Source organism: Parafrankia elaeagni, assembly GCF_000374165.1.
In the GTDB taxonomy this organism is placed as follows: Bacteria; Actinomycetota; Actinomycetes; order Frankiales; family Frankiaceae; genus Parafrankia; species Parafrankia elaeagni.
On record NZ_KB893758.1, the window covers coordinates 1 to 18496 of the forward strand.

Sequence of the window (18496 nt, forward strand, 5' to 3'; positions counted from 1 at the left end):
CGACGACACCGGCAGGCCGGTGACGGTCTCCTCGACCAGGATCGAGACGTGGTACTGGCCGCGGGCGTTGCGCGACACCGTCACCTGCGACGGCACGGCCCCCTCCGGCAGGGGACGCGACCAGACGATGTCCAACGGCTCGTCCTGCTTCGCCAGCCTTACCTGCCCGTCGCGGAAGGTGAAGCAGTTACGGAAATAGGTCGCCGCGTCGAGCGCCCTGCCTTTCTTCTTGAACGACGGATGGCCGGACCGTTTCTCCCAGAAGTTCACGAACGCCCTCTGCAGATGCCGCAACGCCGCCTGCAACGGGCCCTTCGACGGCTCGGCGAGCCCCACCGTCGAAGGGTCGCGTTTCCACCCGGTGAGCATCCTGTCCGTCTCGGCGTGGCTGATCCGACGCCCTTCCTGAACCCACGCCCGGCACCGCTCAAACAACGCCCGATTGTACACGTAACGCACACAACCAAACGTTTTCGCTAACTGTTCCACCTGATCGGGGGTCGGGTAGAAACGGTACCGATACGCCCGCTTCACCACCCGACTCCCCACGACCGGCAGAATACACCTATCCACCGCCACCCTGATATCGAAGTTGACGCGCTATCCCTGCCCTGAAGGACGGGGCCTGCGCGCTACATTTCACGGTCAGTCCCCTCGCCGGGTGCTCCGGCTGGCATGCCCCCGGACCGGTCCCTACCCCGGAGTCCGCCGGATCCTCCTCCGCCGGCGAAGGCGCGGGCGCACCGCGGGCGCGCAGGCGCGCACGCACCGATCGGCACCCCCTGCTGCCGCCGACCATCGTTTCACCAGCACGGGGCCGATGCGTGGCGGTTATCGTTGCCGGAGTGGAAACGGTCCGTGTCTTCCTCCTCGACGATCACGAGATCGTGCGTCGGGGGATACGCGAGGTGCTCGCCGACGCCGGCGGCATCGAGGTGGTCGGCGAGGCCTCGACCTGCGCGGAGGCGGTCTGCCTGGTGCCACGCCTGCGTCCGGACGTCGCCGTGCTCGACGCCCGGTTGGAGGACGGCAGCGGCATCGACGTGTGCCGTGACATCCGCGCGGCCTGCCCGGAGGTCGGCTGCCTGATCCTCACCTCGTTCGACGACGACGACGCGCTCTTCGCGTCGATCATGGCCGGGGCCGCAGGCTATCTGCTCAAGCAGATCCGGGGCACGGATCTGGTCGGTGCGGTCCGCACCGTGGCCGCCGGGCGCTCACTTCTGGACCCCGCCGTCACCGACCGGGTGCTGCGCCGCCTGCGCGAGGGCTCCGGGGCCGACCGGGCCCGGAGCGCGCTCGGCGGGCGGGAGCAGGAGATCCTCCTGCTGATCGCCGAGGGGCTGACCAACCGGCAGATCGCCGGGCGGGTCCAGCTCTCCGAGAAGACGGTCAAGAACTACGTCTCGTCCATCCTGGACAAGCTGGGCCTGACCAGCCGCACCCAGGCTGCCGTCTACGTGACCCGCCACCACTCCTGATCCCTCCTCGGCGCGGCAGGTCCTGCCCGGCGCGGCACCGGATTCGGCGCCGCCCGCGCGTCGGCGGCGACACTCAGACCACGCAGCGCTCGGCGGCGTGAAACGCCTCGCCCTCCGGGACCGTCGTCTGGATCACCCGCGCCGTCGGCCACGGCTCGGCCCAGGAACTCATCGCCCGGTGGACGGCTGCCGTCGCGCCGGCCTGGTCCGACTGGGTCGCCCCCGGGCGACCGGCCGCGTCGCGGCGCACCAGACGCGCCGCCGCCACCTCGGGCGAGGTGACGCACCGCAGCTCGATCAGCTCCGCGGAGGTGTCCCGTGCGAGGCGGGCGGCCGCCGCCCGGTGGCGCCCGTCCGACCAGGATGCGTCGATGACCACCGTCTCGCCGTCGTCCAGCGCGCGGCGGGCCTGGGCCAGCAGCTGCTCGTAGGTCCGCGCCGTGGTCTCCGACGCCAGCGGCCAGACGTACGACTCCGTGGCGTCGTCCGGGCCGTCGAGAGTCAGCCCTGCCCGCACCAGGTCGGAGCGCAGCAGCACCCGGCCCTCGTCACCGGCGGCGAGCCGGCCGGCCAGCGTCGTCTTCCCGGTACCGGGCAGGCCACCGACCAGGACCAGCCGCACCCGGGCCCGGCGCAGATGCCGGTAGGCGATGTCGGCGAGCCGCCGTGCCTGCTCCCCCTCGTGCGGGTCGCCCGCGTACGTCGCCGCCGCCTCCTGCAGGGCACGACAGGCCAGGTGGAGGTGCTCCAGCGAGCGGGGGTGGGGCGCCCCGGCGTACTCGCGGTACCGGCGCAGGAGGGTGTCGGCGTCCTCGGGAGCACCGAGTCGCTCCAGGTCCACCGCGAGCAGGGCGATGTCAGCCAGGATGTCCCCCGCCCGCCGCCCGCGGACGGGACGGCCCAGGATGCGCGGGCCGTCGTCGAGGCAGTAGACGGTGTCGGCCCGCAGGGCGCCGTGGCCGTCACGGATCCATCCGCCACGATCACGCCGGGCCAGCAGCCCACGCCGGCCGGCCAGGTAGGCCTGGGCGAGCCGGCCGATCTCGTCGACCAGATCGGCGTCGAGGACGGTGCCGCGCAGGGCCTGCGCGGCGGCGAACGCCTCCCGCCACTGCCGCTCCGCTCCGCTCTCCCCCGGCCCCACCACCGCGGTCGACACCCCGACCACGTTCGGGCCGCCCGCAGCGGCGGGGAGCGGGAGGGCGGCGGTGCCGGGGCTGACGGTGCCGGGGCTGACGGTGCCGGGGCTGACGGTGCCGGGGCTGACGGTGCCGGGGCTGACGATGGCCGGGCAGATCGTGGCCGAGGTGATGCTGGCCGGGGTGATGACGGCCGGGGCGCACCGCTCGTGGAACGAGGCGATGGCACGGGCGACGTGCCGCAGCTGCTCGTTCAGCGGGGCACCGGCCCGGACCAGCGCGGTCAGCTGCCGGCTGGCCGGCAGGCGCCGCATGACCACCGCGTGGTCGCACAGGGCACCTCTGCCGTCGACGACGTCCGCCACGCCTGCGTAGACGCCCGGCGCGAGCGGCTGGTTCAGCCGCACCTCGGCCCGACAGGCAGCCAGCCGGGCCAGCCGACCGTGGAACGCCGGTGCCTCGGCTCCCGCCGTAGCGGGGCCGGCCGGCGGACCGGCCGGCGGGCCGGCGGGCCGGTGCCGCTTGAGGACGCGATCGGCGTCCAGGTAGAGCAGCGCGGTACCGGTCTCGACGACCCGCCCCGCGCTGCGCGGCCGGAGCCACAGATCCGCCGGAACGGACGTCGCAGTCACCTGCTCGACCGGCATCGCACCTCCCCGTGCACGCCTGGCGCCAGGTACTCATCGTGGCGCTCCGACGTCCCGGCGGAGGCCTCTCCCGGGCACGGGTCGGGGGGCCTTTCGGACCCCCGTAGGGCGGCCGTCCGGCCTGGTCAGCTCAGGGGAACCGACCAGCGCAGGCAGGTCCCACCGGCCGGCCCCGAGGCGATGCCGAACGTCCCGCCGAGCTCCTCGGCCCGGCTACGCAGGTTCTGCAGGCCGCTACGCCGACCGGTGTCACCCAGACCCACCCCGTCGTCGGTGACCTCGACCTGGAGCCGGCCGTCCCGGACCGACACCGACAGCTCGACCGCACTGGCCCGCGCGTGCCGGGCGACGTTGGACAGGCTCTCCCGCACGACGGCGAGGAGGTGGTCGACGACACCGCCCTCGAGGAGGGTGTCGAGCGGGCCGTCGATCCGCAGCCGCGGGCTGAACCCGAGCGCCTCGCCGACCTCCTCGACGATCTCGACGAGACGGGAACGGACGCCCGGGCCCCCGGCGGTCCGCCGCCCGCGAAGCTCGAAGACCGTCGAGCGAATCTCCCGGATGGTCGCGTCGAGGTCGTCGACGTAGGTGGTGAGCCGCCCGGCCGACTGCGGGCGGTCCTCCGCAGCGGCCATCCCCTGCAGGCCGAGCGCGACCGCGTAGAGGCGTTGCATGACGTGGTCGTGCAGGTCACGGGCGATGCGGTCGCGGTCCTCGAGGACGAGCAGCCGGTCCCGGGTGGCACGGGAGGTGGCCAGGCCGAGAGCGACCTGGACGTGCCCGGCGAACGTCGCCGCCATGTCGAGGTCGCTGTCCGCGAACGGCCGGCTGCCCGGGCCGCGGGCCAGTACCACCGCACCGGTCCGGGCCTGCGCCCCCACCAGCGGGATGACCATGAGCGGACCGGTGGCGGCCGGGCCGACGCCCGAGGTGCCCGCCTCGGCCGCCGCGTCGTCGACGAGCAGCGGCCGCCCCTGGGCGACCGCCCGGCCGGCGAGGGTCCCGGCGAACGGGACGGCGGCGCCGATCAGGGCGTCGGCGACCGCGGTGTCGACCGCGGCGGCGGCGTCCACCAGGAGCTCCCCGGTGACCTCGTCCGCCAGCAGGACACAGGCCAGTTCGGCGTCCGCGACCTCGCGGGCCCGGGCGACGATGAGGGAGAGCGGCTCGACGCCGTCCGCCAGCAGGTGGCGCATGATGTCCGCGGACGCCTGCAGCCACTGCTGCCGGCGCTGCGCGGCACCGAACAGGCGGGCGTTCTCGATCGCCACCCCGGCACTGGCGGCCAGGGCCAGCACCAGCTCCTCGTCCTGCGCGGTGAAGAGGCGCCCACCCCGCTTCTCGGTCAGGTAGAGGTTGCCGAAGACCTCGCTACGCACCTTGATCGGGACGCCGAGAAAGGTGCGCATCGGCGGATGCCCCGCCGGGAAGCCGACAGCGTGGCCGTGCGCGGCGATGTCGTCGAGCCGCACGGGCCGCGGCTCGGCTGTCAGCAGCCCGAGCACGCCGTCACCCCGGGGCAGGTGTCCGATGTCGCGGACCAGGTCGGCGTCCATGCCGACGTGGATGAACTGTTCCAGCCGGCCGTCCCGGGCGATCACACCGAGGGCACCGTAGCGCGCGTCGACGAGCTCGCAGGCGGCTTCGGCGATCCGCCGCAGCACGACCTCCAGGCTCAGGTCGGCGGCCACCGCGCGGTGCGCCCGCAGCAGGCCCCTCAGCCGGCCCTGCGTGGTCATCACCTCGTGGGCGCGCTCGACCAGCTGCGCCATCAGCTCGTCCAGTTCGAGACGCCCGGGCCGGGGCGCGGCGACGTCGCCGAGCAGGTCCGGGACGTCCAGGAGCTTCGCACTCTCGATCATCCCCCTGTCCTCCTGACCGTCCAGAAGCTCCGCGGACGGTGGACTGCTCCGCGGCTCCGGCGGCCCGCCGCCGGAGCCCTCACCGAGCCCGGCCGCGGCGGTGCCAGGGGCGGCTCCGGAACCGGCTGCGGGGCCGGCGCCGCCACCACCGCGATGATCACCGCCCGCACGCTCGGGCCACGGGTCCATGGTCCAGACGCTATCGAACATCAGAGCGGGATCACCGCACTCCGCAGCGACCCGCGGCACTCCCGCGGCCGCTCCGGCCCGCCCGCGGGCAGGAGGCGGCTCCCGGCAACCGGTGGAGCCGCTGGTCATCACCGCCGCCCCCCGGGATACCGAGACAGGGACCACAGGGACCGTTTCCTTGGGCCTTCCGGCACCCCCGGCGACAGCGGCACCACTCACGGCACCACTCACGGCGGCACGACCGTGCGCTTGCACGTGCACGGCGAAACCCGTGATGATCTGTCGTCGGGCCGAACCGTGACGGCGCCGATCGACCTGGAGGAAGCCTTGTCCCCTGATCGCCACCCGGCCCACCGTGCCGCCGCACGGCCCGGGCCCCGCCGGTAGGCGGCCTTGTATCCGTCTCGCTCGCACTGTCTCCCCGTCGACCTGCGACTGATCATCATCCGGGATGGCGCCGTGCTGCTCACTCCTGGCCGCACCGGCCCACCGGAGCGACCCGCGCAGGCCTGGCGGCTGCCCGGCGCGCCGCTGCGGCTGGGGGAACCGGCCCGCGAGACGGCGCTGCGGCTGGCCGCCGAGGTGGCCGGGATCAGGGCGAACGAGTCGGAGCTGATGCTGGCGCATGCGGCGCATCACCAGCTCGGCGGCGGCGAGCAGGTCTCGCTGTACTTCCTTCCACCGACGTGCGGCCTGCCGCAGCCGACCGAAAGGCCCGCGGACGGCGCCCGGGAGCACTGGCGGCCACTCGGCGATCTCCCCACCGGGCTGGACCCGCTGGACCAGGCCGTCCTCGCCTGCTGGCAGCGGGCCGAGTCCTATTCCGAGCCCGGTTGGAACCCCGTCCGGCCACCGTCGCCCGGCGGCCTCTCCCCGTTGCCGGCGCTGCGCGCCCGCTGACCCCACCGGCGGCGCCGGACGCTCCGCCGACCCCGACCCCGACCCCGACATCGGCGGAGCGCCGGTCGCACACGTACAGTTCGCCCGTACGCACCATGAGCGAAACAACTACGGAAAGATGCCCTCCCAGGCGCCCCGTATGGTGGACCGGCCAGTGAAATCGTTACGGTCGATGCCGCATATACGGCCCGGACCTGGCAGCAGGCGTAAAGAATCGGCTCGACGGCGACCGGTCCGTCGGAACGCGGGTTCGTCCGTGAACAACGAGGGGGGGCGGCTCTTGCCCGGCCGCGACATCGACTATGACCGCCCGACACTCATCGGGTGCGGTCGCTGCGATGTACGTTGGACGGCGCTCACCGCGGCGCACTGCCCAACCTGCCATGAGACCTTCGTCGGGTGCACCGGCTTCGACGCCCACCGGGACAGCGGGCACTGCCTGCCCCCCGGGGACGCGGGCCTCTGCGCGGACGGCGGCTACTGGCGCCGCCCGGACGAACGGGCCCCGGGCCGTCTGCTCACCATCCCGCGGCAGATCGCGAACGCCCCGTTCGTCCGGCCTGCCTGACCGCGGCGCGACGCGTCACCGGCAGGATTGCGAACGGCTGAAGCCGCTCGTCTCGACCGAGCCCCCGGACGGGTGCAATGCCCACCGCTTCCGTGGGCACGGGTGACACCATTGTCGCCGCCTTCCGGCGGGCGCGGAAATCAGTCGTCCGGCGCGTTCAGGGCCGCGGTCCGGCGGGCGGCGGCGGCGAGGGCCGCCCGCAGGGAATCCGGGGCGAGCACACGAACATGGGGCCCGAATGCCCAGAGCTGGGACTCGGCGACCTGCGGCCCTTCGAACCACACCTGGACCTCGCGCCAGCCGTCGGCGTCCGGCTCACCGGCCGCCGCCAGCGCCCGCCGGACGGCCAGCGGCTCGAGCACCTGCGGGAGGATCCGCATCCCGCGCGGTGACAGCGACAGCCGTGCCGGCCAGCGCAGCAGCGAGCGGGCGAACTCCTCGTTCGACGCCGCCCACCAGCGCGCCAGACGAAAACCGTCAGGCCGGGTGAAGCGGTCGGACGGCCCCGCACCGGCGCTGGCCGCGCTGATCCGGGCGACCCGGTAGCTGCGGATGTCGTCGCCGTGGCGGGCGACGAGGTACCAGACACCCGCCTTGAGGACGAGGCCGAGCGGGTCGACCCGACGCTGCACCACCCGGTCGGGCCGTCCGTACCGGAGGTCCAGCCGGTACCCGGACCAGACAGCGCCCGCGACCACTGCCAGCCACGGCGTCTCGTCCGCACCGGTGAACCAGCCGGGGGCGTCGAGGTGGAACCGCTCCTGGACCCGCCCCGCCCGGGACCGAAGCTCAGGCGGGAGGGTGGCCAGCACCTTGCTCTGGGCGGCCGCGGCGACCGCATCGAGGCCCAGCCCGGCCAGGGCGTCACCGCCGGCGCCGGCGAGCAGCAGTGCGGACGCCTCGTCGCCGGTCAGGCCGTCCAGCCGGGTACGCCACCCCGCGACGAGCCGGATCCCGCCGCGCGGCCCCGGCTCCGACCACACCGGGACCCCGGCCGCGGCCAGGGCGGCGACGTCACGCCGCACCGTGCGGACGGAAACCTCGAACCGGGCGGCGAGGTCGGTGGCTGTCGCCCCGCCGTGGGCCTGCAGATGGAGCAGGAGTGCCATCAGGCGACTGGAGCGCACCTGGCGAACGTAGCCGCCGACCCTGACGGAAGATGTCAGGGTCAGCGGCGAGGCTGGGCGCATGACGACGACCGGGAACACTGCGACCCCGACATCTGCGACCCCGACGTCTGCGACCCCGACGCCCTGGAGCGCGTTCGAGGCGGCCGAGCCGGCCTTCGCCCGCGGTCTGGGCGAGCGGTTCGCCGCCTTCCGCCACCACGTCCTCGCGACCGTGCGGGCGGACGGCGCACCGCGGGCAAGCGGCATCGAGGCGATCTTCTCCCTGGGCGAGCTCTGGCTCGGCGGCATGCCGGGCGCACGGAAGTCGGCCGACCTGGTCCGCGACCCGCGGTTCGCGCTGCACGCGAATCCCGGTCCGGGCACCGACATGCACGGCGGCGACGCACGGGTCGCCGGCCGCGCCCTGCTGGTCGACGATCCGGACGTCCGGCGCCGGTTCGCCGAGGAGGTGGATCCTCCGACACCGTTCGACCTTTTCCGCGTCGAGCTCACCGAGGCCGTCCGGGTGCGGGTCGAGGACGAGGAGATGGTGCTGGAGCTCTGGCGGCCCGACGGCCGTGGCCTGCGGGTCCTGCGGCGCGGCAACGACGACGCGCCCGCCCGGGAGGAGCCGGCCACGCCGGGGGGCGCCGGGGGCATTTCTTGACCCTGCGCCGGGCCGCTCATACGTTTCTGCTGAGCGAGCGCTAGAAAAGTTTTGTGTTGGCGTCCGGTGAGGGAGTGCCATGGAGAACGCAGTCATCGTCGACGTCGTGCGTACCGCGTCCGGTCGAGGCAAGCCGGGCGGTGCGCTGTCCGAGACGCACCCCGTGGAGCTTCTCGCGGCGACGCTGAAGGCTCTCGTCAGCCGCAACGACTTCGACCCGGCGATCGTCGACGACGTGATCGCCGGGTGTGTCAGCCAGGCGGGTGAGCAGACCGCGAACATCGCCCGCAACGCCGTGCTCTCCGCCGGCTACCCGGAGTCCGTGCCGGGGACGACCATCGACCGGCAGTGCGGATCGAGCCAGCAGGCGATGCACTTCGCCGCCCAGGGCGTCATCGCCGGCGCGTACGACGTGGCGATCGCCTGCGGCGTCGAGTCGATGAGCCGGGTACCGATGCGGTTCGCCGCGGTCGGCCGGGACGCCACCGGGCCGGGTGTCCGCGCCCGCTACCCCGAGGGCCTGGCGAACCAGGGTGTCGGCGCCGAGCTGATCGCGGCGAAGTGGAAGCTGAGCCGCGAGGAGCTCGACGAGTTCTCCGCCCGGTCGCACCAGCTCGCGGCGGCGACCGCGGCGGCGGGTGGCTTCGACAACGAGATCATCCCGATCGAGGTGCTCGCGCCGGACGGCAGCACGATCGTCCACACCGTCGACGAGACCGTCCGCCCGTCGACCACGCCGCAGGGCCTGGCCGGGCTGAAGCCGTCCTTCCACACCGAGGAGTTCGCCCAGCGGTTCCCGCAGATCGGCTGGCACATCACTCCGGGCAACTCCTCCCCGCTGACCGACGGGGCGTCCGCCGCGCTGATCATGAGCGAGTCGAAGGCCTCGGAGCTGGGGCTGCGTCCGCGGGCCCGCTTCCACGCGTTCTCCCTGGCCGGCGACGACCCGCTGTACATGCTGACCGCCCCGGCGCCGGCGACGCGCAAGATCCTCGCGCGCACCGGCCTGACGATCGACGACATCGACGCCTACGAGGTCAACGAGGCGTTCGCGTCCGTGCCGCTGTTCTGGGCGAAGGAGCTGGACGCCGACCCCGCGAAGCTCAACCCGCGCGGTGGCGCGATCGCGCTCGGCCACCCGCTCGGGGGTTCCGGGGTGAAGCTGATGGCCACGCTCGTCAACCACCTCGAGGCCACCGGCGGGCGCTTCGGCCTGCAGACGATGTGCGAGGGTGGCGGCATGGCCAACGCCACCATCATCGAGCGGCTCTGAACCATCGAACAGTGCTGGACCATCGAACAGTGCTGGACCGTCGAACAGTGCTGGACAGGGAGGGCAGTGTGACCGGTCCGCTCAGCGGGCTGCGTGTCGTCGAGCTCGCGGGCATCGGCCCCGGCCCGCACGGAGCGATGATCCTCGCCGACCTCGGCGCGGACGTCGTGCGGATCCAGCGGCCGAAGCTCGGAGACGGGCCGGACGACTGGCTGCTGCGCGGCCGGCGCCTGCTGGAGGTCGACCTGCGCGACCCGGACGGGCTCGCCCGGGCCCTGGACCTGATCGCGCGGGCCGACGTCCTCATCGAGGGCTACCGGCCCGGGGTCGCCGAGCGGCTCGGGCTCGGCCCCGACGAGTGCCTGGCCCGCAACCCCCGTCTGGTCTACGCCCGGATGACCGGATGGGGCCAGACGGGCCCGCTGGCCCCCCGCGCCGGGCACGACATCAACTACATCTCGCTGACCGGCGCGCTGCACGCCATGGGCGGCGCGGACGAGCGACCGCCCCCGCCGCTGAACCTCGTCGGCGACTACGGCGGCGGCTCGATGTTCCTGCTGGTGGGGATCCTCTCCGCACTGCTGGAGCGGGAGCGGTCCGGCCAGGGTCAGGTCATCGACGCGGCGATCGTGGACGGCACCAGCGTCCTGCTGCAGATGATGTTCGCCTGGCGCGGCATGGGTGACTGGCACGGCTACGGCCCCTGGACCGACGAGCGCGGCACCAACCTGCTCGACGGCAGTCGGCCGTTCTACGACACCTACACCTGCTCCGACGGCCGTCATGTGGCCGTGGGCCCGCTGGAGCCGCAGTTCTACGCCCAGCTCCTGAAGGGCCTCGGCCTGGCCGAGGCGGGCCTGCCCGACCAGTTCGACCCCGCCGGCTGGCCAGTGCTGCGGGAGGCCTTCACCGCCGCGTTCGCCGCACGCACCCGCGACGAGTGGGCGGCGTTGTTCGACGGAACCGACGCCTGCGTCACCCCGGTTCTCACCCTCTCCGAGGCCGGCGAGCACCCGCACCTGGCCGCCCGGGGCGCGATCGTCGACGCCGACGGGGTGCCGCAGGCCGCTCCGGCACCGCGGTTCTCCCGCAGCGGCACGCCGCTGCCCGGCCCCGCGGTGTTCAGCGACGCCGGTGCCGTCCTGTCCGAATGGTCCGCCGCGCCGTGAACCCACGCACCCCGGTTCCCCTGCCCGCGCCGCCGGGCCGGGCTGGTCGGCCCTGGGCCGCCCGGCCGTACCGGCACGCCTGACGGGCGGAAGATCACAGCATGGGGGCGGGCCCGCGCGCGAATCCGGAGCTCACCGCGAAACCGGAGCTCGTAGGCATGGTCCCGACGGACTGGCGCAGCTATGACCCGCTCGACCTGCACCCCATTCTCACCGGCGCGCTGGCCGCCTTCCACGAGCACGGCTACCACGGCACCACCGTCCGCGACATCGCCCGGCGGGCCGGGGTGACGGTGCCCGCGCTGTACTACCACTACGAGAACAAGCAGGGCATCCTCGTCGCGCTCCTCGAGATCACGATCGCCGAGGTGCACGGGCGCGCCTGTGCCGCCGTAGCCGAGGCCGAGGCCGACGACGGCCCGGTGCCCCGGCTGACCCGGCTGGTCGAGGCGGTCGTCCTGTTCATGTCGAACCGCTTCGACCTGGCCTACCTCGACACCGAGCTGCGCTACCTGGAGCCGCCGAACCGCCGTCGCTACGCGGCGCTGCGCAAGCGCCTGGAGAGCCTACTGCTGGACATCGTGGAGGACGGCGCCGCCAGCGGCCAGATGGCGGTCACCAGCCCGCGGGACACCGCCCGGGCGTTGCTGGGCATGTGTCAGGCCGTCGCCGGCTGGTACAAGCCGTCCGGCGAGCTCACACCCGCGCAGATCGCCGCCCGCTACGTCGACATCGCGCTGCGCACCGTCGGCGCGGCAGGCTCAGCAGGTTCGGTGGGTTCGGCAGGTTCGGTGGGTTCGGTGGGTTCGGTGGGTCGCTGAGCGCGGCGGAGTTCCTGCTGCTGGTCGGCGCCGGCGTGCTCGCCGGAATCACCAGCACGGTGGCGGGTCTCGCCTCCCTCGTCTCCTACCCTGCGCTGCTCGCCGTCGGCCTGGAGCCGCGGACCGCGAACATGACGAACTCCGCCGCGCTGCTGTTCGTCGCCGTCGGCGCCGCGGTCGGCTCGCGGCCCGAGCTCGTCGGCCAGGGCGGACGGGTGGCCCGTTTCGGCGCGGCGACACTCGCCGGCGGGGCGGTCGGCGCGGTCCTGCTGCTGACGACCCCGGGCCGCACCTTCGAACTGGTCGTGCCCTGGCTGATCGTCGCCGCGGCCGCGCTCCTGCTGCTGTCGCCGCGGATCGTGCCGGCGGCGGGCGGGGCGGCGTCCGCACCCAGCCCACTGCTGCTGGTCGCGGTCTTCGCGGTCGCGATCTACACCGGATACTTCGGTGCCGGCGCGGGCGTCGCGCTGCTGGCCGTGATGGCGGTGATGATCCCGGAGCCGCTGGCACGGGTGAACGCGGTGAAGAACGTCGCCTCGGGCTTCTCGAACGCCATGGCCGCCGCCCTGTTCACCCTGATGGGCTCGGTCGCCTGGGACGCCGCGGCCCCCCTCGCCGCCGGCCTGCTGGTCGGCGGCGCCGTCGGGCCCCGGATCGTCCGCGTGCTGCCGGCCAGGCTGGTGCGCTGGATCATCGCGGCCGCGGCGGTCGGCCTGGCGGCCTCGCTCGCCCTCGACGCCTACCGCTGACCCGGCTGGCTGGACATCCCGCCGGAGCCCCGAACGGCAGGTGGCGGGGCCCGGAACGGACCGGATCCACGCCAGAAGATTAAGGCCGGCACATGCGGGTATTCGCCGGTTCAGCGGATAAATACCCTTTCGAAAAGGAGCTCCCGATGGCGACCCGGGTACGCACTCGGACCTACAGCAGCATCAGTCTCGGATTTCTTCTCTACCTGGCCATCGGACTCATCATCACGATCAGCCAGGACTACTGGGATGTCACCGACTGGGACGGCGCGACCCTGCGCCACTTCTTCACCGCGGTGGTGGCGACCCTGGGCTGGCCGCTCGCGATCTTCTACACCTTCGGTCTGGCTCCGCGGTAGACACCGGCGCCCCCCGCAGATCGACGACCGGTCCCGCCGGTGCGCCCGGGCGCACCGGCGGGACCAGGTATGAGAGCACACACCGCAGGCCGGTCCCGGGGGGCTCGGGATCCCGGCCCCCGGAGGTCACCCGGCGGCGAGGGCGGTGACCCGCATCATGATCGGCTCGGGCTCGGCGCAGCCGCGGCCGGGCCCGGCATTCGGCGCCCCGGCCTCCGGCGCACCACCGGAGATGTCCGTGCGGGCCGACGATCCCTCTGATGCCGGATTCTTCCCACCCGGCGTGGACCAGTCCGCCGGCAGGACGTCGACGAAGCCCGCCACCGCCAGGGCCGTCCGGCCCCCGGGCGGGATGGTCTGCAGGCCGGCCACGTCGGCCGCCGGGCCGTCGTCCCCACACCCCGGGAAGAGCCCCGCGGCGCTCAGTGTCAGCCCCGCGACGGCCCGCCCGCCTGCCGCCAGCAGCACCGGGAAGCCGTCCGGCCCGTCGACCGCCGCCGGTGCCCCCAGCCGGCGGCCGGCCGCGTCGACCCGGAACACGGCGGGGTGCCCAGCCACCGTGCAGGACCGCCCGCTCATGTTGACCAGGACCAGTTCCGCGTGGGTCTGGCCCGCTCCGTGCTGCGCCGCGGTCAGCTCCGCCCGCAGGTCGCCGGAGGCGCAGGACGTCTCCGAGGTGGTCCGGTAGGCGGACGACGTGTGGGTGGGCGGGATTTTCGCGGAACCCGCACCGGCGGACTCCGCACCGAACAGCGAAAAGGCGGCGAAGGCGGCCAGCGCGGTTCCGGCCGCGGTACGCCCGGGCCTTCTGCGCGGCATTTCCGCCGGAGAAATCAGAAACAGGTCGAGGGTGCGCGGAGAAAGACGCATGTCGCCCTCCCGGATCCCCCGATCTGGGCTCCGCCCCGGAATTCCGGGGTGCCGATCACTTTCCCCGCCCGGGCCCGCGCCACACCTGACGGACGTCCCGTCTTCCGGCCGGGACCGTCGACCGCACGGACGCCGCGGCGCCGGCAGGCCGATTCGGGCGGATACGGACAGGCACCGAGTGGCTGGCCACGCGCCGTTCCGTGCCGATCCGCCCCGCCACGCTCAGGCCCTCTGGACCGATACACATCCCACAGGTCATCGTGAAACGGTCCGCTCCCGGCGAGCGTTGAACCTGCGCGACGGGGGTAGTCAGAATGCTGGGCGACTGGGCGGGCCCGACGGCCGTCCCACCCGACGGAAGGGATCATGAACAGTTCCGACGACGCCGGATGTAGTTCCGGCCGACCCACGCGTAGGGAAGCGCCCGCGGGGGTCGATCGGTGACAGAGGCGCTTCTACTGCTCCTGGGTCTTCTGCTGGTCGCCACCTGCGGCATCTTCGTGGCGGCGGAGTTCGCGTTCGTGACGGTCGACCGGCCCACGGTCGAGCGGGCTGCCGCCGGCGGGGACAAAGCCGCCGCCGGGGTCCTGAGCGGGCTGCGAACCCTCTCCACCCAGCTCTCCGGGGCACAGCTCGGCATCACCGTCACCAACCTGGCCATCGGTTTCCTCGCCGAGCCGGCCATCGCGGACCTCATCGAGGGGCCGATCATCGACCTGGGCGCGTCCCGGGGTGTGGCCGGTGGTCTCTCGGTGGCACTGGCCCTCGTCCTCGCGACCGGCTTCACGATGCTTTACGGGGAGCTCGTCCCGAAGAATCTCGCGATCGCGAAGCCACTGGGCACGGCACGGGCCGTCCAACGCCCGCAGCGCCTGTTCACCCGGGTCACCGGGCCGGCGATCCGCTCGCTGAACAGCACGGCGAACTCGCTGCTGCGGCGGGTCAACATCGAGCCGCAGGAGGAGCTCGCGTCGGCGCGGTCGCCCCAGGAGCTGTTCTCGCTGCTCGGGCGGTCAGCCGAGCACGGCACCCTGCCGCGGGAGACCGCGACGCTCATGCAACGTTCCCTGACCTTCGGTGACCGTGTCGCCGAGGATGTCATGACCCCGCGGATGCGCATGCAGTCGATCGACGCGAACGCCCCGGTCGCCGAGGTGATCAGAGCGGTCCGGCGCACCGGCCACGCCCGGTTCCCGGTCATCGGGGACGGCAGCGACGACGTCGTCGGGCTCGTCCACGTCAAGCATGCGGTGAGCGTTCCCGAGGAGGCGCGTGACAGCACGGCGGTGCACAGCGTGATGGTGCCCGCGGCCACGGTGCCGTCCTCGATGGCGCTCGAGCCACTGCTGGAGACCCTCCGTTCGGGCGGTCTGCAGATGGCCATCGTCGTCGACGAGTTCGGCGGTACGGACGGGCTGGTCACCGCGGAGGACCTGATCGAGGAGATCGTCGGCGACGTCATCGACGAGCACGACCGGGTCAGCCCTCGTGCCCTGCGCCGCCGGGACGGCAGCTGGCTGCTGTCCGGCCTGCTGCGGCCCGAGGAGGCCAGCGAGGTCACCGGCCTGCCCATCCCCGGCGACGACGCCTACCAGACCCTGGGCGGGCTGATGTCGAGCATGCTGGGGCGCATCCCGCGCGTGGGCGACACGACCACGGTGGACGGCATCCGTTACGAGGTCGAGCGGATGGACGGCCGGCGGGTCGACCGCGTCCGGCTCGCGGACGGGACCGGGACGGCGCCGGGAGGCGGAGAGCTCCCCGCACAGGGCCCCGACGCCGAGGGCGCCGAGGGCGCCGGCTCCACTTCCCCGGGCACACCACCGGGCGGGGCCGACGCACCGGCGTCCGACGGCGTACGGCCCACGACGGACGCACCGGCGGCGGGCACCGCGCCCGCGGCCGACCACACGCCCACCGTGCCCACCGCGCCCACCGCGCCCACCGCGGGCAGCGCACCGGTGGCCGGCGGCGACGACGCGCGGGCGGGCGAAGGAGCACCGCGCCCGGCCGACGGCGACGCGGCCGACGGCGACGCGGCCGACGGCGACGCGGGCGCGGTGCACGCCGGCACCCGCGGAGCGCGCCGATGAGCGACCTCCTGGCGCTGGCCATCACCGTCCTGCTGCTGGCGGGCAACGCCTTCTTCGTCGGGGCGGAGTTCGCCCTCATCTCCGCGCGCCGCGACACCATCGAGCCGCGCGCGGAGGCCGGTTCCCGCGCGGCCAAGGTGACCCTGCACGCGATGGAGAACGTGTCGCTGATGCTGGCGGGCGCGCAGCTCGGCATCACCATCTGCACGCTCGGCCTCGGCGCGCTCAGCGAGCCCGCCATCGCGCACCTGCTGGAGGGCCCGTTCGAGGCGGTCGGACTGCCGTCCTCGCTGCGCCACCCGATCGCGTTCGCCATCGCGCTCAGTCTGGTGACGTACCTGCATGTGGTGATCGGCGAGATGGTGCCGAAGAACCTCGCCCTGGCGCTGCCGGACCGGGCGGTCCTGTTCCTCACTCCGCTGCTGGTCGCCGTCGTCCGGGTGGTGAAGCCGGTGATCTCGATCCTGAACCTGATCGCGAACCTCACGTTGCGGGCGGTGCGGGTCGAGCCGAAGGACGAGGTGACCAACGTCTACACGCGGGACGAGGTGGCCGGGCTGATCGAGGAGTCGCACCGGGAGGGCCTGCTCGCCGCGGACGAGCGCGACCTGCTCAACGGTGCGCTGTCGTTCGACGAGCGCACCGCGCGCAGTGTCCTGCTGCGCCCGGACGGGCTGGTCACCGTGCCGCCCACCATCACCCCCCGGGAGGTGGAGCAGCTCGCCGCCGAGACGGGGTTCACCCGGTTCCCCGTCCGCGGGGAGGGCGACGACCTCGTCGGCTACCTGCATCTCAAGGACGTCCTGGAGAACCGGGAGGACCGGCGGTCCGCACCGGTGGCCGCCAAGTGGATCCGGCCGCTGGTCCGGGTGGGGGCGGACGACAGCCTGCGCACCGCGCTGGCGACGATCCAGCGCTCGGGCTCGCACCTGGCGCGCCTGTCGGACCCGTCCGGACGCATCCTCGGCCTGGTGGCTCTGGAGGACATCCTGGAGGAGCTGGTGGGTGAGATCCGCGACGAGTCGACCCGCCACCACGCCTGACGACTGACGACTGACGTCCAAGCCTGACGACTGACGTCACGCCGACGCCCCGCCCGGTTCGCCGGGCGGGGCTGGCGGGGCCCCCGGAGCCGGGCGGAGGCTAGCGGACGGTCTCTCCGCACAGGGCCATCGGCATCTGGACCTGGAAGGAGTCCCCGCCCTGGGACACCCGCACCATGCTGACGCAGGCCTTCGGCGCGGACTTGTCCGCGAGGTTCACCCCGCTGGGCAGCAGCCCGTCCGCGGCGTAGTCGCGCACGGCCCGCAGGCCGGCGATGTAGCCGGCCCGGGTCGGGCAGGGGCCGGCCTCGTCCAGGCCGCGCAGGAACAGATCGGCGGTCATCCAGCCGACCAGGCCGGTGGTCTGCTCGGGCTGTTCGATCTGGGGCGCGTAGCGGGCCATCGCCTCGAGGTAGCGGCGGTGCGCCGGGGTGCCCGCCTCGAACGGCACGAAGTCGACCAGGAAGAAGCTGCCGGCGAGCTCGGGCCGGGGCTTCGTCAGCAGGACGGGGTCGTAGCCGATCGGCTGCATGGCCACCTTGATCGTCGCGCCGGCCTGGCGCGCCGCGGCGAGCACGTCGGTGAAGGCCCGGACCGGCACCACTCCGGTGATCATGTCGGCGCCGGCGGCCTGGACGCGGGCGGCCGCAGCGCCCAGGTCGAAGCCTGCCGGCGTCCAGTCGATCGTGTCGACGACCTCGACCGAGCCGGCGCGCAGGCTGCGACCGAGGCGCTCGGCGATCTGCCCGGAGGCCGGGATCACCTCGGTACGCAGGATCACCGCGCGGGTGGCACCGTGGGAACGGCCGAACGCGCCGAAGACCGAGGTGCCGAGGTCGCCGCCGAGCACGTTCGAGTAGCCGAAGGTGTTCTCCCCGCCGGCGGTCAGGTCCTGGCCGATGGTCGGGACACCCCGCTCGGCCAGATAACTGGCGGCATCGGCCGCGATGCCGCTGGTGCCGACGATCGCGAACGAGTGCGAGTGGTCCACCAGCATGCGCGCGGCGAGCAGGGCGCCGTCCGGAGTCGACTCGTCGTCGCGCCAGTCGTAGTGGACCTGCCGCCCGTGGATGCCGCCGGCCGCGTTCGCCGCGCCCAGCCGGGAGTCGACGCCGGCCCGGAACGCCCGGGAGACCCCCGCCCCGGACCCGGTGTCCGGGTAGAGCGCGCCGAAGCGGACCTCCGACGGCGTCACACCCTCCTCGGCGGCGCAGGTCGGTGCGGGCTGGGCCGCCGAACTGTCGGCCGCGGAGTCCCCCACGCATCCGCTGACCAGGAGCGCGAGGGCCGCCCCCAGCGCCACCACGACGCCGGCCGGCCGGCGCGAGGCGGGTAGGCCGCGCCCGCCGGCGCCGCTGCCGCCGCGGTCCGGCGAAGCGGGGGGCGCTCCGGGGGTCATCGGCGTCTCCTGATGTCCGGGCACCGCGGCGCGGCGCTCACAAGCCTCCTGCGGACCGGGCCCAGCCCTGCAGCTTAAGGACAAAAAGGACTATTTGTACTTTAGCCCTAATCAGGGGTCAAACCGGTGCGGCAACCGTACAACATCACGCGTATGGC

At 73.6% G+C, this 18496-nt stretch carries 17 protein-coding genes; 11 read left to right on the plus strand and 6 right to left on the minus strand.

The window, feature by feature from the left end; genetic code table 11:
• Positions 1 to 534 (minus strand): RNA-guided endonuclease InsQ/TnpB family protein (locus B207_RS0125410; protein ID WP_195905350.1); only part of this gene is annotated, 534 nt, incomplete at its 3' end.
• 311 nt (positions 535 to 845) lie between these two features.
• Here B207_RS0125410 and B207_RS0125415 point away from each other — a divergent pair.
• Complete coding sequence (locus B207_RS0125415) at positions 846 to 1481, plus strand: response regulator (protein ID WP_018639491.1); 636 nt, start codon at positions 846 to 848, stop codon at positions 1479 to 1481.
• A 73-nt stretch (positions 1482 to 1554) separates the two neighbouring features.
• Here B207_RS0125415 and B207_RS37260 read toward each other — a convergent pair whose 3' ends face one another.
• Together B207_RS37260 and B207_RS0125425 are read right to left on the minus strand one after the other, a co-directional pair.
• On the minus strand, positions 1555 to 3267 hold the full coding sequence (locus B207_RS37260) for an AAA family ATPase (RefSeq protein WP_018639492.1): 1713 nt from the start codon (positions 3265 to 3267) through the stop codon (positions 1555 to 1557).
• Between the two features lie 125 nt (positions 3268 to 3392).
• Complete coding sequence (locus B207_RS0125425) at positions 3393 to 5129, minus strand: sensor histidine kinase (RefSeq protein ID WP_154675618.1); 1737 nt, start codon at positions 5127 to 5129, stop codon at positions 3393 to 3395.
• Between the two features lie 582 nt (positions 5130 to 5711).
• Here B207_RS0125425 and B207_RS0125430 point away from each other — a divergent pair.
• Together B207_RS0125430 and B207_RS0125435 are read left to right on the plus strand one after the other, a co-directional pair.
• Complete coding sequence (locus tag B207_RS0125430; RefSeq protein WP_018639494.1) at positions 5712 to 6218, plus strand: NUDIX domain-containing protein; 507 nt, start codon at positions 5712 to 5714, stop codon at positions 6216 to 6218.
• Between the two features lie 280 nt (positions 6219 to 6498).
• The gene (locus B207_RS0125435; RefSeq protein WP_018639495.1) at positions 6499 to 6786 is read left to right on the plus strand and encodes an FDXHR family putative zinc-binding protein; all 288 of its coding nucleotides are present in this window, start codon (positions 6499 to 6501) and stop codon (positions 6784 to 6786) included.
• A 140-nt stretch (positions 6787 to 6926) separates the two neighbouring features.
• Here the strand turns inward: B207_RS0125435 and B207_RS0125440 are convergent, their stop codons facing one another.
• Entirely contained in the window at positions 6927 to 7913 is a 987-nt protein-coding gene (locus B207_RS0125440) for a helix-turn-helix transcriptional regulator (protein ID WP_026311442.1), read from the minus strand.
• Positions 7914 to 7974: 61 nt separating this feature from the next.
• Here B207_RS0125440 and B207_RS0125445 point away from each other — a divergent pair, with 61 nt between their 5' ends.
• The 6 genes from B207_RS0125445 (at position 7975) to B207_RS0125470 (ending at position 12933) form a co-directional block, all read left to right on the plus strand.
• Positions 7975 to 8562, plus strand: a complete 588-nt coding sequence (locus tag B207_RS0125445) for a pyridoxamine 5'-phosphate oxidase family protein (RefSeq protein ID WP_018639497.1) — start codon at positions 7975 to 7977, stop codon at positions 8560 to 8562.
• A 79-nt stretch (positions 8563 to 8641) separates the two neighbouring features.
• On the plus strand, positions 8642 to 9835 hold the full coding sequence (locus tag B207_RS0125450) for a thiolase family protein (RefSeq protein WP_018639498.1): 1194 nt from the start codon (positions 8642 to 8644) through the stop codon (positions 9833 to 9835).
• 68 nt (positions 9836 to 9903) lie between these two features.
• Positions 9904 to 11004 (plus strand): CaiB/BaiF CoA transferase family protein, encoded by a 1101-nt coding sequence (locus tag B207_RS0125455; protein ID WP_026311443.1) that lies wholly within the window; start codon positions 9904 to 9906, stop codon positions 11002 to 11004.
• A 101-nt stretch (positions 11005 to 11105) separates the two neighbouring features.
• Positions 11106 to 11825, plus strand: coding sequence for a TetR/AcrR family transcriptional regulator (locus B207_RS0125460; RefSeq protein WP_018639500.1), 720 nt, complete (start codon positions 11106 to 11108; stop codon positions 11823 to 11825).
• A gap of 20 nt (positions 11826 to 11845) precedes the next feature.
• Positions 11846 to 12574, plus strand: coding sequence for a sulfite exporter TauE/SafE family protein (locus B207_RS0125465; protein WP_326829036.1), 729 nt, complete (start codon positions 11846 to 11848; stop codon positions 12572 to 12574).
• Positions 12575 to 12720: 146 nt separating this feature from the next.
• A complete protein-coding gene (locus tag B207_RS0125470) occupies positions 12721 to 12933 on the plus strand; it encodes a hypothetical protein (RefSeq protein WP_018639502.1) in 213 nt (70 codons plus the stop codon).
• Between the two features lie 126 nt (positions 12934 to 13059).
• On the opposite strand, the gene B207_RS37265 is transcribed toward B207_RS0125470, so the two are convergent.
• Complete coding sequence (locus B207_RS37265) at positions 13060 to 13803, minus strand: DUF4232 domain-containing protein (RefSeq protein WP_051102667.1); 744 nt, start codon at positions 13801 to 13803, stop codon at positions 13060 to 13062.
• A gap of 440 nt (positions 13804 to 14243) precedes the next feature.
• Here B207_RS37265 and B207_RS0125480 point away from each other — a divergent pair, with 440 nt between their 5' ends.
• Both B207_RS0125480 and B207_RS0125485 read left to right on the plus strand, forming a co-directional pair.
• On the plus strand, positions 14244 to 15896 hold the full coding sequence (locus B207_RS0125480; RefSeq protein WP_018639504.1) for a hemolysin family protein: 1653 nt from the start codon (positions 14244 to 14246) through the stop codon (positions 15894 to 15896).
• Positions 15893 to 16939: a hemolysin family protein gene (locus tag B207_RS0125485; RefSeq protein WP_018639505.1), complete on the plus strand. Its 1047-nt coding sequence runs from the start codon at positions 15893 to 15895 to the stop codon at positions 16937 to 16939. Before B207_RS0125480 ends, B207_RS0125485 begins: the two co-directional genes overlap by 4 nt.
• Positions 16940 to 17039: 100 nt before the next feature.
• On the opposite strand, the gene B207_RS0125490 is transcribed toward B207_RS0125485, so the two are convergent.
• Positions 17040 to 18338, minus strand: a complete 1299-nt coding sequence (locus B207_RS0125490; RefSeq protein ID WP_018639506.1) for an ABC transporter substrate-binding protein — start codon at positions 18336 to 18338, stop codon at positions 17040 to 17042.
• Positions 18339 to 18496 lie beyond the last annotated feature (158 nt).

Coding starts and splice junctions, on each gene's coding strand:
- B207_RS0125470 (WP_018639502.1), top strand. CDS start 12,721: ATGGCGACCCGGGTACGCACTCGGACCTACAGCAGCATCAGTCTCGGA.
- B207_RS37265 (WP_051102667.1), bottom strand. CDS start 13,803: ATGCGTCTTTCTCCGCGCACCCTCGACCTGTTTCTGATTTCTCCGGCG.
- B207_RS0125490 (WP_018639506.1), bottom strand. CDS start 18,338: ATGACCCCCGGAGCGCCCCCCGCTTCGCCGGACCGCGGCGGCAGCGGC.
- B207_RS0125445 (WP_018639497.1), top strand. CDS start 7,975: ATGACGACGACCGGGAACACTGCGACCCCGACATCTGCGACCCCGACG.
- B207_RS0125460 (WP_018639500.1), top strand. CDS start 11,106: ATGGGGGCGGGCCCGCGCGCGAATCCGGAGCTCACCGCGAAACCGGAG.
- B207_RS0125485 (WP_018639505.1), top strand. CDS start 15,893: ATGAGCGACCTCCTGGCGCTGGCCATCACCGTCCTGCTGCTGGCGGGC.
- B207_RS0125450 (WP_018639498.1), top strand. CDS start 8,642: ATGGAGAACGCAGTCATCGTCGACGTCGTGCGTACCGCGTCCGGTCGA.
- B207_RS0125425 (WP_154675618.1), bottom strand. CDS start 5,129: ATGATCGAGAGTGCGAAGCTCCTGGACGTCCCGGACCTGCTCGGCGAC.
- B207_RS37260 (WP_018639492.1), bottom strand. CDS start 3,267: ATGCCGGTCGAGCAGGTGACTGCGACGTCCGTTCCGGCGGATCTGTGG.